The 12,639-nt window shown below is 70.8% G+C and carries 12 protein-coding genes; 10 read left to right on the top strand and 2 right to left on the bottom strand.

Annotated elements, in window-relative coordinates:
* Nucleotides 1–35 precede the first annotated feature (35 nt).
* The 9 genes from ACIBI9_RS29985 (at nt 36) to ACIBI9_RS29945 (ending at nt 9,818) form a co-directional block, all read left to right on the top strand.
* Nucleotides 36–1,049 carry a LacI family DNA-binding transcriptional regulator gene (locus ACIBI9_RS29985; RefSeq protein WP_397226580.1) on the top strand — a complete coding sequence of 338 codons (1,014 nt, stop codon included), beginning with the start codon at nt 36–38 and terminating at the stop codon, nt 1,047–1,049.
* Between the two features lie 205 nt (nt 1,050–1,254).
* Nucleotides 1,255–2,577, top strand: a complete 1,323-nt coding sequence (locus ACIBI9_RS29980; protein WP_397226578.1) for a carbohydrate ABC transporter substrate-binding protein — start codon at nt 1,255–1,257, stop codon at nt 2,575–2,577.
* Between the two features lies 1 nt (nt 2,578).
* Nucleotides 2,579–3,484, top strand: coding sequence for a carbohydrate ABC transporter permease (locus ACIBI9_RS29975; RefSeq protein WP_397226576.1), 906 nt, complete (start codon nt 2,579–2,581; stop codon nt 3,482–3,484).
* Between the two features lie 11 nt (nt 3,485–3,495).
* Nucleotides 3,496–4,362, top strand: coding sequence for a carbohydrate ABC transporter permease (locus tag ACIBI9_RS29970; RefSeq protein WP_397226574.1), 867 nt, complete (start codon nt 3,496–3,498; stop codon nt 4,360–4,362).
* Nucleotides 4,363–4,391: 29 nt separating this feature from the next.
* Nucleotides 4,392–4,571, top strand: a complete 180-nt coding sequence (locus tag ACIBI9_RS29965) for a DUF6903 family protein (RefSeq protein WP_397226572.1) — start codon at nt 4,392–4,394, stop codon at nt 4,569–4,571.
* Entirely contained in the window at nt 4,568–5,980 is a 1,413-nt protein-coding gene (locus ACIBI9_RS29960) for an alpha-L-fucosidase (protein ID WP_397226570.1), read from the top strand. Before ACIBI9_RS29965 ends, ACIBI9_RS29960 begins: the two co-directional genes overlap by 4 nt.
* Nucleotides 5,977–7,068, top strand: coding sequence for a hypothetical protein (locus tag ACIBI9_RS29955; protein ID WP_397226568.1), 1,092 nt, complete (start codon nt 5,977–5,979; stop codon nt 7,066–7,068). The genes ACIBI9_RS29960 and ACIBI9_RS29955 overlap by 4 nt, the downstream gene beginning before the upstream one ends.
* A gap of 56 nt (nt 7,069–7,124) precedes the next feature.
* Nucleotides 7,125–9,419, top strand: a complete 2,295-nt coding sequence (locus tag ACIBI9_RS29950; RefSeq protein WP_397226566.1) for a discoidin domain-containing protein — start codon at nt 7,125–7,127, stop codon at nt 9,417–9,419.
* A 168-nt stretch (nt 9,420–9,587) separates the two neighbouring features.
* Complete coding sequence (locus tag ACIBI9_RS29945; protein ID WP_397226564.1) at nt 9,588–9,818, top strand: hypothetical protein; 231 nt, start codon at nt 9,588–9,590, stop codon at nt 9,816–9,818.
* Between the two features lie 72 nt (nt 9,819–9,890).
* Here the strand turns inward: ACIBI9_RS29945 and ACIBI9_RS29940 are convergent, their stop codons facing one another.
* Nucleotides 9,891–11,297 (bottom strand): FAD-dependent monooxygenase, encoded by a 1,407-nt coding sequence (locus tag ACIBI9_RS29940; protein WP_397226562.1) that lies wholly within the window; start codon nt 11,295–11,297, stop codon nt 9,891–9,893.
* Between the two features lie 85 nt (nt 11,298–11,382).
* Here ACIBI9_RS29940 and ACIBI9_RS29935 point away from each other — a divergent pair, with 85 nt between their 5' ends.
* The gene (locus ACIBI9_RS29935; RefSeq protein WP_397226560.1) at nt 11,383–12,018 is read left to right on the top strand and encodes a TetR/AcrR family transcriptional regulator C-terminal domain-containing protein; all 636 of its coding nucleotides are present in this window, start codon (nt 11,383–11,385) and stop codon (nt 12,016–12,018) included.
* Here the strand turns inward: ACIBI9_RS29935 and ACIBI9_RS29930 are convergent.
* Nucleotides 11,960–12,559 (bottom strand): helix-turn-helix domain-containing protein, encoded by a 600-nt coding sequence (locus ACIBI9_RS29930; protein ID WP_397226558.1) that lies wholly within the window; start codon nt 12,557–12,559, stop codon nt 11,960–11,962. The genes ACIBI9_RS29935 and ACIBI9_RS29930 overlap by 59 nt on opposite strands.
* Between the last annotated feature and the right edge of the window lie 80 nt (nt 12,560–12,639).

Raw genomic sequence — 12,639 nt, 5'->3', positions numbered from 1 at the left:
ACGACGTCGCGGGCAGGCCGCAAGAGGGGAGCGCCATGACGAAAGCCACCGAGCGGCCCACGAGGCAGCCGAGCATGGCTGACGTGGCCAGAGCCGCCGGGGTGTCGGCGCAGACCGTCTCGCGCGCGCTGCGCGACTCGCCGAACGTCAACCCGGAGACCAGGAAACGCGTGCTCGCCGCGGTGGAGCAGCTCGGCTACCGCTTCAACAACGCCGCCCGGGTGCTCTCCTCGGGGCGCAGCCACACGATCGGGCTCGTGCTGCTGCAGTCCGGCGGCTACTACTCGCGCTCGGCCGTGACCGCCGGCGTCGAGGCGGCCGCGGGCGCGGCCGGATACGCGGTGAGCATCGCGACCATCGCCAGGCTCGACACCGGCCTGATGGAGCGGTCCCTGTCCAAGCTCGCCGACCAGGGCGTGGACGGCATCGTGATCGCCGTGCCGCTCATCTCCGTGACGCAGAAGATGGAGGACATCACCCGGGACATCCCCACCGTCACGCTCGACGGCTCCCGCACCGCGAGCGCCCGGGTGCTCGGGATCGACCAGAAAGAGGCGGGCCGCGTCGCCACGCAGCACCTGCTCGATCTGGGGCACCGCCAGGTGTGGCACGTGTCGGGCCCCGACGAGTGGATCGAGGCCCGCCAGCGGCGGCAGGGCTGGCAGGAGTGCCTGGCCGCGGCCGGGATCCAGGCGCCGCCCCCGCTGGAGGGCGACTGGTCGCCCGACTCGGGATACCGGCAGGGGCAGGTCCTCGCGATGATCCCGGACGTGACCGCGGTCTTCGCCGCCAGCGACGAGATGGCCTTCGGGGTGATCCGCGCGCTGCGCGAGCACGGCCGGTCCGTGCCCGGCGACGTGTCCATCGTGAGCGTCGACGACATCGCCCTGGCGGCCTACTGCCACCCGCCGCTGACGACCGTGCGGCAGGACTTCTACCGCTCCGGCGCCGCGGCCGTCGCCCTGCTGCTGGGCGGGGACGCCGCCGACGCTCTCGCCACGGCGTCGCTGTCGGTGCGCGACTCCACGGCGCCGCCGCGTCGCCACTGAGCTATGTCGCGGTCGTCGCAAAGTGCCTCTTGCGCCTTCATGTTATCGATGCCACTGTAACAACGTCCGGACCCTGCCGAGAGATCCAGATCCCCGGCCGGCGGCGCGGCGCCCCGTCGTCGTGACCTCCGACGCGGCCGGACCCGGACTCGTTCCTCCGCCCCACCCCAGGTGGGCAGATGTCCACGGGAAGGACCCCAGAACCATGAGGAGATCACTCGTCCTCGTGAGCGCCGCGATCTCGGCGCTCGGACTGCTCACCGGCTGCTCGGCCGACGGGGACGGCTCGGGCTCCGGCAAGACGACCCTGAGCGTCGCCGCCCTCGAAGGCGGTTACGGCCGGGACATGTACGCCCAGGTCATCCAGGCGTACAAGACCTCCCACCCCGGCGTCGACGTGCAGTTACAGATCTCGAAGAGCATCGAGGACGAGATCACGCCGAACATGAAGGCCGGGCGGTTCCCGGACGTCGTGGTGCTCGGCCAGGGCCGCAAGGCCGCGCTCACCGAGACGCTCATCAAGGACAAGGCCCTCGAGGACCTGACGCCGGTGCTGAAGGCGAAGGTCCCCGGCGAGGACAAGACCGTGGGCGACAAGCTCATCGAGGGCATCGTCGGAAACCTCAACACCAACCCGTACGGCACCGACCAGACGTACACGATGCCGATGTACTACGCGCCGAGCGGGCTCTTCTACAACAAGGGGCTGTTCGCCCAGAAGGGCTGGAAGGTCCCGGCCACCTGGGAGGAGATGTTCGCGCTGGGCGAGTCGGTCAAGAAGCAGGGGTTCTCGCTGTTCACCTACCCGACCGCCGGATACCTCGACGCGTACTTCTTCGCCCTCCTCGCCGACGTCGGCGGGGAGCAGTTCTACACCGACGTCATGACGTACAAGCAGGGTGTCTGGCAGACGCCGCAGGCCAAGCAGGCGCTCGACCTCACCACCCGGCTGCTGAAGTACGCCGCGCCGACCACGGTCGGGTACGCCAACGAGCAGGACTTCACCAAGAACCAGCAGTCGATCCTGGACAACAAGACGCTGTTCATGCCGAACGGAACCTGGGTCGTCGGCGAGATGAAGGACGCCCCTCGCGCCGCCGGCTTCCAGTGGGGCCTGACGCCGCTGCCGCCGGTCACCGTGGGCGGCAAGCGCTACATCACGACGTCGGTGGAGTCGGTCTGGATCCCCAGCGCCGCCAAGAACAAGGACGCGGCGAAGGAGTTCGTCGCCTACCTGTACTCCGACGAGGCGGCGAAGATCTTCGCCAAGTCGAACGCGATCCAGCCGATCAAGGGCATCGCGAGCAGCCTGTCCGGGGAGAACGCCGAGTTCTACAAGGTCTACGACGAGACGACGGTCGAGGCGCTCGTCGGCGGGTTCGCGAGCACCGCGCCGGTCGAGGGCGTCGACATCAAGGCCACCCTCTTCGACACCGCCAACAGCATCATCAGCGGCGACAAGACCGAGGCCCAGTGGCAGGCCGCGCTCAACGACGCCAGCGAGAAACTGCGCCAGGCGGGTGGCTGACGTGCCCGAGAGCGGCCCGGCGCGGCGGCGGGGCAGCGGCGCCTTCGTGCTCGCCTGCCTCCTGCCCGCGCTCGTGCTCTTCGCGGTGTTCATGGTCGTCCCGACCCTGAACGTGTTCCGTATGTCCCTCTACACCTGGAGCGGTTTCTCCCCGGACATGCGCTTCGTGGGGCTCGACAACTTCGCCCGGCTGCTCGACGACGCGCAGTTCGTCCGCGCGTTCCAGAACACCGTCGCGCTCCTGGTGGTCGTGACCGTCGTGACGATGGGCATGGGCCTGTTCCTCGCGGCGATCATGACCCGGCAGCGGCTGCGGGGCCGGACGGTGTACCGGTTCGTCCTGTACGTCCCGAGCGTGCTGTCCGTGGTCGTGATCGCGGCGATCTTCTCCGCGATCTTCGACCAGAGGAACGGCCTGCTCAACGGCACCCTGCGGCTGCTGTCGCTCGACGGCCTGCAGCAGATCTGGCTCGGCGACCAGCAGCTCGTGCTCTGGTCGGTCGCGATCGCGATGGTCTGGCAGTCGCTCGGCTACTACATGGTCCTCTACATGTCCGGCATGGCGAGCATCCCGGAGGAGATCTACGAGGCCTCCGCGCTCGACGGCGCGTCCGCGGGGCGGCAGTTCTTCGCCATCACGCTGCCGCTCATCTGGCAGAACCTCCGCACGACGCTGACGTTCTTCGTCATGAGCGCGGTCAACCTCAGCTTCGTCCTGGTCCGCGCGATGACCGGCGGCGGGCCCGACGGCTCGTCGGAGGTCCTGCTGAACTACATGTACAAGCAGGCGTACACGAACTCGTCGTACGGCTACGGCATGGCCATCGGCGTCGCCGTCTTCGCCTTCTCGTTCCTCGTGTCGCTGCTGGTCAGCCGCGCGACGCGGCGCGAGCCCCTCCAGTTCTGAGGACCGCCACCATGACCACGATCAAGCGCGCCGGAAGGCCGCTGACCTACGTCCTCGTCACCGCGATCGCCCTCGCCATCGCGGTGCCGGTCGGCTGGGTGCTGCTCGCCTCACTCAAGCAGAAGGGCGAGTTCTACGGCAGCCCCTGGACGCTGCCGGAGGGCCTGCACTTCCAGAACTACGCCGACGCGTTCGTCACCGCGCGCATGGGCCAGTACTTCTTCACCTCGGTGCTGGTCACGGTGCTCGGGCTGGTGTTCGTCGTGGCCGTCTCCGTCCCGGCGGCCTACGTCATCGCCCGGTACGAGTTCCGCGGCCGCGGCCTCGTCGAGGTCGCGATGCTGGCCGGGCTGTTCGTCAACGTCAACTACATCGTCGTGCCGATCTTCCTGATGCTCGTCGGCTGGGACCGCGCGCTCGCCGACGTGTTCCCCGACGGCTTCTTCATCGACAACCCCGGGGTCCTCTCGCTCGTCTACGCGGCCACGTCGATCCCGTTCACCGTCTACCTGCTGACCGCGTACTTCCGGTCGATCCCGGCCGACTACGAGGAGGCCGCGGCCCTGGACGGGGCCTCCCGCTTCCAGGTCATGGTCAGGGTGATGCTGCCGATGGCGCGGCCGGCGCTCACGACCGTGATCCTGTTCAACTTCCTGGCCTACTGGAACGACTTCATCATCGCGCTCACCCTGCTGCCCGGCGAGGGCAAGACGCTGCAGGTGGGCCTGCTCAACCTGATGACCGCGCAGAAGGCGGCGGCCGACTACGGGCGGCTGTACGCCGGCATGGTCATCGTGATCGTCCCCGTCCTCATCTTCTACGCGCTCATCCAGCGCCGGCTCATCGAAGGCATGGCATCCGGCGGCGTGAAGGGCTGACCGGCCCGTTTCCCAGAGAGGAAACCGTCATGAAGGATTCGACGCGCAGCCTGCTGCTCGTCACCGCTCGCACGCTCGTCGCGGCCGGCTGCGTGGCCGTCGTCGTGGCCGCCCGTACGACGATCGGGTGGGGCAGTCTCGCGATCATGCTCGCGGCACTGGTCGGGCTGCTGGCCGTGCTGGCCTCGTACAACCGGCGGTTCCGGTGACCACGCGGACGCTGACGGCGGTCCGGCCGAGCGAGCGCCAGCTCGCGTGGCAGGCGATGGAGTTCTACGGGTTCATCCACTTCGGCATGAACACGATGACCGACCGGGAGTGGGGCGAGGGGCACGACGACCCGGCCGCCTTCGACCCGGCCGGGCTCGACGCCGACCAGTGGATCAGGGCGCTCAAGGCCGCCGGGATGACCGGCGTGATCCTCACCTGCAAGCACCACGACGGCTTCTGCCTGTGGCCGAGCGACGTCACCACGTACACGGTCGCCTCGTCGCCCTGGCGCGGCGGCCGCGGCGACGTGGTCGCGGAGGTCGCGGAGGCGGCGCGGCGGCACGGCCTGCGGTTCGGGATCTACCTGTCGCCCTGGGACCGCACCGAGGCCTCCTACGGCAGCGGGAGCGCGTACGACGACTTCTACGTCGCCCAGCTCACCGAGCTGCTCACCCGGTACGGGCCGGTGTTCACGGTGTGGCTGGACGGCGCGAACGGCGAGGGCCCCAACGGCAGGCGCCAGGTGTACGACTGGGAGCGGTACTACGCGGTGGTCCGCGAGCTGCAGCCGGACGCGGTCATCAGCGTGTGCGGACCCGACGTCCGCTGGTGCGGCAACGAGGCCGGGAGCACCCGCCCCGACGAGTGGAGCGTCGTCCCGCGGGCCCTGCTGGACGCCGAGCGGATCGCGGACCGCTCGCAGCAGGCGGACGACGGCGCGTTCGCCCGGCTCGTCCGCAGCGACGACCTCGACCTCGGCAGCCGCGCCGCCCTGGCGGGCCACGAGGACGACCTGGTCTGGTACCCGGCCGAGGTGAACACCTCGATCCGGCCCGGCTGGTTCCACCACCCGGCCGAGGACGCCATGGTCCGCTCCGCGGACGAGCTGTTCGGCATCTACCTGCGTGCCGTCGGCGGCAACTCCTGTTTTCTGCTCAACGTCCCGCCCGCCCGCGACGGGCTGCTGCGGGACGCCGACGTGGCGCTGCTGGAGCAGCTCGGGCGGCTCGTCGAGGGCTTCCGAGCGCGGCGCGTGGCGGCGATCGCGACGGTGTCGTCCGGGACGGCGGGCGACGTCGCGACCGCGTGGCCCGGCAGGGGCCGTACGCCGTGGCGGCCGGACGACGCCGACCCCCTGCCCGGCGTGCAGCTCGTGTTCGCGGGCCCCCGTCCGGTCGAGGCGGTCGTCGTGGGCGAGGACATCACGCAGGGGCAGCGGATCGAGCACGTCGTCGTGCGGGGCCGCCGGGACGGCCGGTGGACGACGCTCGCGGAGGCGAACGCGGTCGGCTACCAGCGCGTCCTGACGTTCCCGCCGGCCGAGGTGGACGCCGTGCTGGTCGAGGTGCCGCAGGCCCGGGCCACACCCGTCGTCGCCCACGTGACCGCGATCGGAGCAGCGCCATGAAGGCCGTCCTCGTGAAGAGCGCCGCCAGGAAGAACGCCGCCGGAAAGAGCGCCGCCCGTCGACGGTCACCCCGCGCGGCCGTCCTCGTCGCCGGCGTGGTGGCCGCCCTCGCCGCGCTGGTGATCGGCGGCGTGGCGCTCGCCGATCGCACCGACGAGGTCGCCTCCCTCGACGGGCACGCCGTCACCCGCGACGAGCTGCTCTTCCACATGCGCCGCCTGACGCCTCAGGTGGAGAACGAGTTACGCAACCAGTACCGGCTCCAGGGCGCGATCGACTGGAACGCCAAGGCCGGCGACCAGACCGCCCTCCGGCGGCTCGCGGCCCGCGCGCTCGACGAGATCCGGCGGGACAAGACGGCGCTCATCCTCGCGAAGGAGCAGCACCTGATCGGCTCCGTCGACCACGCGGACTTCCTCGCCGAGCTGGCCGCCGAGAACGAGCGGCGCGCCGACGCCATCGCCAGGCGCCAGGTCGTCTACGGCCTGGCGGAGTTCTCCCCCGAGGAGTACTACTCGCACCGGCTCACCGGGCTCACGACGAGCCTGAAGCAGCGGCTCAGCGCGAACGGCCCGCTCCGGGTGAGCGACGCCGAGGTCCGGCGGGCGTTCGACGCCGACCGGGACGCCTGGAGCGCCAACGCGACCACGTACACGTACGCGAAGCTCGTGGTGCCGGTGCCCGACGGCGCCTCCGCCGGGTACGCGGCCGGCCTCCAGCGGCGGGTGGCCGCCGCCGGCCGGCTGGCGGAGCTCGCGAACCGCGAGCCCGGCGCCCGGCTCACGACCGCCACGCAGCACGGCGGCGGCTCGGCCGCCCACGACCAGGAGCTCATGGCCGTGCTGAGCAAGCTCGCGCCGGGCCAGATCTCCGGCCCGGTCCCGGGCACCGGCCAGATCACCTACTACCAGCTCAACGGCAAGACCGTCGACGAGGACGCGGCGTTCGCCGAGTACTCGCGGCGGATCCGGCAGTCGCTCATCGAGGAGAAATTCGACCAGTTCCTCCAGCGCCGGGTGGACAGCAGCGTCTTCAAGGTCGACACGGCGGCGGTGGACGCCATCAACGCAGAGGATGTTCAACAGTGAAACCTGTCGGTACCGCACCCCCCGCCGCATTACCCGCGCCGGCCCGCCGGCGGCCCATGGCACGAGCGCTCCGCATGGGCCTCGCCGCCCTGCTCGCCGCACTGCTCGCGGGATCGCTCACACCCGCCGCGACCGCCGCCACGGCCCCGGACCGCTCCCCCGCCGCCGCCAAGAAGGCGGACTTCCCGGGCAACACGCCGAACCCGACGGGCGGCAAGGACTACTTCATCGACGCCACGAGCGGTCGCGACAGCGCGGCCGGGACCTCGCCGCAGACCGCCTGGCGCACCCTGGCCAAGGCGAACGCGACGACGTTCAAGCCCGGCGACCGCATCCTGCTCAAGGCCGGCGAGCAGTGGAACAACGAGCAGCTGTGGCCGAAGGGCTCGGGCAGCGCGGGCAGGCCGATCACCATCTCCGCCTACGGCGACTCGCGGGCCCGCCGGCCGTACATCGCGACGAACGGCAGGGTGCCGAGCCCCTTCCGGGCGGACGGCACGAAGAACCCCGACACGGTCGGCCGGACCGGCGCCATCGTGCTGCGCAACCAGCAGTACTTCGAGATCGACAACGTCGAGCTGTCCAACGACGACGACTTCGCCAACGACATCACCACGGGGACATACGTCCGTGACGGCATCATGGTCTCCATCAACGCCGACCTGCTGCCGGCCGGCGCGGACAGCATCATGGACCACTTCCGCGTCTCCAACGTGTACGTCCACGACCTCGACGGCCCGAGCACCTGGCAGAAGATCCACTACGGCGGCGTCAACTTCCAGGTCTTCGGCAGCAAGAGCTACAAGTCGTACGGCACCGGCGGCTACTACTTCAAGGACGTCCGGATCGAGAACAACACCTTCGTGAAGGTGGAGCTGCACGCCGTGCAGTTCTCGTTCAACTGGTTCGCCGCCGACGGAGCCGACGCCGGCCAGTACGACGAGAGCGGGAAGTTCCACGAGGGCTGGGAGCAGCTCTGGGTGCGGACCCGCGACCTGTACAGCCGTGACGTCTACATCGGCCACAACTACGCGGAGAGCATCGGCCAGGGCGCGTTCCAGTTCGCCAACGCCAAGAACATGACGGTCGAGTACAACGAGGTCAACGGCTTTCTCAAGCGGTACAACGCGGTGTCCTGCGGGCTCTACCTGTGGGCGGGGGCCGACTCGGTCATGCAGTTCAACGAGGTCTACGGCGGCCCGGACAACGAGTTCGACGGCACCCCGTGGGACCTGGAGTACACGAACTTCAACGTCACCTACCAGTTCAACTACTCGCACGACAACGCCGCGGGCTGGATGGCGTACATGGGCAACAGCTCCAACTCGGTCGCCCGCTACAACCTGAGCGTCAACGACAACGGCGTGCTGGTGAAGAACATGTTGTCGACGAACTACTCGCCGACCTACTTCACGAACAACACCTTCGTGTACGACGGCGCGGACCTCGACTACGTCCACGACGAGACGTTCCTGAGCACCGTCTACTTCCTGAACAACATCTTCTACAACTCCTCCACGACGCCGACGCCGTGGTACCGCCGTACCGGCGCGCTGCGCCAGGCGGTGTTCTCCAACAACGACTACTACGAGGCCGGCGGCACCCACTCCACCCAGGAACCGGCCGACCGGGCCGGCCTGCGCGCCGACCCGAAGTTCGTCGGCGACCCGGCGAAGTACGTCACCGGAGCGGGCGTGAACCAGATCCGGACGGCCGCGGCGCACTTCAAGCTCCGCGACGACTCCCCGCTCATCGACGCCGGCCGCTACAACCCCCACCTGGGCACCGAGGACTTCCTCGGCACCCACATCTACTACGGCGACGCGCCGGACATCGGCATGGCGGAGAGCCCGATCGGCGTGAAGGTCACCGATCCGGTGGACGACGACCCGATCGAGGACGAGCCCGGCGACGGCCGGGTCAACCTCGCCCTCGGCAAACCGGTCACCGCGAGCTCGACCCACCCCGGCGCGAACGGCACGCTCGTCGCGAAGAACCTGACCGACGGCAACCCTGCGACCCGCTGGGCGGCGGCCGACGACGCGACCTACCCGATCACGCTCGACATCGACTTCGGCGCGGCCACCACCTTCGACGAGGTCTACCTGGACGAGTACACCGACTCGGGCACCAACCCGCGGGTCCAGACATTCGACCTGCAGCGATGGGACGCCGGGACGGGCGCCTGGGTGACGTTCGCCAGTCGCTCCGACGGCATCGGGCACGACCGGTCCGTGACCGGCTTCGGCAGCGTCACGACCACCCGGCTGCGGGTGTCACTCACCGGGAAGGTGGCGAGTGAGGTCTACACCCCGACGATGACCGAGATCGCCGTCTACCACGCCCCCTAGCGACGTGGGCGGGTTGGATGCTGTGGGCATCCAACCCGCCCGTTCACCCACGCACCCCTCCCCGACATAAGCCGCAAACCCGGATATCTTGCCTGACCTGCAACAACACTCCGAACAACCACCGACAACCGAGCATCAAACCCGGCAGACCACAACACCGGGAGCACCATGAGAACTGGAACGAGAGCAGCCCTCGCCGTCATCACCGGCGCCTTCACGACCACCGCCACGTTCCTCGTCACCGCCGCCCTCAGCCCCGTCCCGACCCCCGCCCAGCCGAGCCTCCAGCCGCCCCGGCCCCACTGCGCCCGCGGCCACGGCACCTGGCACCCCACCAAGCGGATCTGCCGCCGCGACCCCATCGGCCGGAACCGAGAGCTCAGCCCCGCTCGGCCATGAAGCGGTCAGCCGCGCAGGCCGACGGCGGTCACCGAGCCGCCTGAGCCGCTCGATCCGCTCCCGTCGGGCCGTCTAAAAAGCCCAGTGGACGTGGCCGTCGGGGCGGATCAGGGCCGCGCCGACGGCTCGCCACTCCGCGGGCACGTCGTCCCCGAGCGCCCCCTCGTACGCGATCGCGCCCAGGTCGCGGGCGTGGCCGGCGACCGAGGAGGGGATGCCGGCGCCCAGGTCGAGCAGCACGTGACGGGCCTCGTGCAGCAGTTCGTAGACGGTACGGCCGTCGCGCAGCGGCAGGTCGGGGACGCGGACGCCGGTGAGCGGATGGGCGCCGGGATCGGCCGGCGGGTAGGCGACGTTCAGCGCGGCCAGCCTGGCGGCGAGGTCCAGCGAGAGCTCCGGGTGCGCCGCGATGAGCTTGCCGAGCAGCGCCCGCAGCGCCTGCCCCTCGGGGGTGAACGCGGCGATCAGCGCCGTCTGCGCCTTGCTGCTCTCCAGCAAGTCGGCGCCCACGGGGTGGCGTTCGGCGTGGTAGCCGTCGAGCAGGGCCTCCGGGGCGCGGCCCCGGACCACGGCGGCCAGCCGCCAGCCTAGGTTCATCGCGTCCTGGACGCCCACGTTGAGCCCGATGCCGCCGGTCGGGAAGTGCATGTGGGCGGCGTCGCCCGCAAGCAGGACCCGGCCCGCGCGGTAGCTCGCGGCCTGCCGGGAGGCGTTGCCGAACCTGGAGAGCCAGACCGGGTCGCGCATGCCGAGGTCGCGCCCGATCACCCGGGCGACGGTGGCGCGCAGCTCGTCCAGGGTCAGGTCACCGTCGGGCCGGCCGGGCGCGAGGCCGACGATGCGGTGGTAGCCGCCCGGCATCCCGACGACCATCACCCCGCCGTCGACGGTGTGGGCGGACATCGCGGGCCCGGACGGCGGGTCGTCCAGGTGGACGTCGCCGAGGAATCCCCACACCGTGGCGTCGGTGCCCGGGAAGTCGACGCCCGCGGCGCGGCGCACCGTGCTGCCCGCCCCGTCGCACCCGGCGACGTAGCGGGCGCGGACGGCGTACGGGCCGTCGGGGCCTTCGACGCTCAGCTCGACGCCGCCGGAGTCCTGCGCGAGCCCGGTCACGGCGTGCCCGCGCAGCACGCGGGCGCCCAGCGCCACCGCGCTCTCCTCCAGCAGCTGCTCGGTGCGCGCCTGCGGGAAGAACAGCGTGTACGGATGACGCGTCGGCAGCGGCCGGAAGTCGAGCCGGGTCTCCAGCATCCCGAAGTGCCCGTTCGGGATGGCGATGCCCTCCTCCAGGAACGCCTTCTCCATCCCGCGCATGGCCAGCACCTCGATCATCCGCGGGTGCAGCGTCAGCGCCTTGGAGTGCGGGCTCGGCCGCTCCAGCCGGTCGAGCACGAGAACGGGCACGCCGGCGCGGCGCAGCTCGGCCGCCAGCCACAGGCCCACCGGCCCGGCCCCGACGACGATCACGTCTTCCATCACCGCCTCCTTTCTTGGTCAGTGACCAACAGTATGGGCGAGATATTCTTGGTCAGCAACCAAGAGACGGGGAGGGCGGGCTTCGATGGCGAACGCGCGGCGCCAGAGCGAGATCGTTGCGACGGCGCTCGAACTGCTCGACGAGAAGGGCGCGGACGCGGTCAGCCTGCGCGCGGTGGCCGAGCGCATGGGCGTGCGGCTGAACACGGTGTCGTGGCACGTCAAGACCAAGAGCCGGCTGCTGGAGCTGATGGCCGACGCCATCGTCGGGCGCGTGTCGCTGGAGGACCTGCCACCGGACCCGGCCGATCGGTTCCGCGAGCTGGTACGCCGCTACCGGCGGGCGCTGCTGGCCGTGCGCGACGGCGCGAGGGTGGTGGCGGGGACGTACGCGGCCGAGGAGCACACGCTGCGCACCGCCGAGGCGATCGTGGGCGCGCTGCTGGAGTGCGGTCTCGGCGAGCGGGAGGCGGCGTGGACCGCCTGGACGGCGGTGTACTTCACGCTGGGCCTGACCCAGGAGGAGCAGGGCGCGCCCGCCTCGATCGGCGAGGTGCTCCACGCGGCCGTGGCGCCGGACGCGCATCCGTCACTCGCCCGCGCGCTCGGTCACCTCGCCGGGGGCACGTTCGAGGAACGCTTCGACTTCGGCCTGGACCTGATCACCCGCCCGCCGCGCCATGCGGAGGACGAGCCGGCGCGGGCGCGACGGAGACGATGATCACGGTGGCGGGGCCGCCGCGGGACCACAACGAGTGGCGGGCCGCCGCGTCGAAGTGCAGGGCGTCCCCGGCGGCCAGGGCGACCTCCTCCTCGCCGACGCGCGCGAGGACTTCACCGCGCACGACGTACACCCACTCCTCGCCCGCGTGGGCGGCGGTGCGTTCGGGCCCGTCGGCGGTCAGCTCCAGCCGCACCGCCTCAAGAGCGGAGCGGGGTCCGAGGCCCGCCATCGTCGCGTAGGGCCCGTCGGGGCCCTCGTGCACCGGCGCGGTCGCGCCGCGCACGACGTGGAGCTCGCGCGGCCGCTCGTCGCCGACCAGCTCCCCCACCGAGATGCCGTACGCCCGCGCGAGCTGGAACAGCGAGCCGATGGACGGCTGGCGCTCCCCCTTCTCCATCCGGGACAGGTGGGCGGCGGAGATGCCGGTCCACTCGGCGAGCGTCGTGAGCGTCAGCCCGCGCTCGCGCCGCAGCTCACCGAGCCGCGTCGCGACCCGCTGCTCCGGATCGTCGCCGTCCGCCGGCACATGAGAGATCACGGCGAAGAGTCTAGCCGCTTTGCCTGTTAGGCAAATTCCTTCGCCTGAGAGGTTGACGGGCAGGTGGGCGGGGTCGCATT

The sequence above is a fragment of the Nonomuraea sp. NPDC050451 genome, from assembly GCF_044458585.1.
This window is presented reverse-complemented; position numbering and strand designations above follow the sequence as displayed.

Bases quoted from the DNA above. Each gene is read 5' to 3' on its own strand.
- ACIBI9_RS29985 (WP_397226580.1), top strand. From the start codon at position 36: ATGACGAAAGCCACCGAGCGGCCCACGAGGCAGCCGAGCATGGCTGAC.
- ACIBI9_RS29980 (WP_397226578.1), top strand. From the start codon at position 1,255: ATGAGGAGATCACTCGTCCTCGTGAGCGCCGCGATCTCGGCGCTCGGA.
- ACIBI9_RS29970 (WP_397226574.1), top strand. From the start codon at position 3,496: ATGACCACGATCAAGCGCGCCGGAAGGCCGCTGACCTACGTCCTCGTC.
- ACIBI9_RS29965 (WP_397226572.1), top strand. From the start codon at position 4,392: ATGAAGGATTCGACGCGCAGCCTGCTGCTCGTCACCGCTCGCACGCTC.
- ACIBI9_RS29955 (WP_397226568.1), top strand. From the start codon at position 5,977: ATGAAGGCCGTCCTCGTGAAGAGCGCCGCCAGGAAGAACGCCGCCGGA.
- ACIBI9_RS29950 (WP_397226566.1), top strand. From the start codon at position 7,125: ATGGCACGAGCGCTCCGCATGGGCCTCGCCGCCCTGCTCGCCGCACTG.
- ACIBI9_RS29945 (WP_397226564.1), top strand. From the start codon at position 9,588: ATGAGAACTGGAACGAGAGCAGCCCTCGCCGTCATCACCGGCGCCTTC.
- ACIBI9_RS29940 (WP_397226562.1), bottom strand. From the start codon at position 11,297: ATGGAAGACGTGATCGTCGTCGGGGCCGGGCCGGTGGGCCTGTGGCTG.
- ACIBI9_RS29935 (WP_397226560.1), top strand. From the start codon at position 11,383: ATGGCGAACGCGCGGCGCCAGAGCGAGATCGTTGCGACGGCGCTCGAA.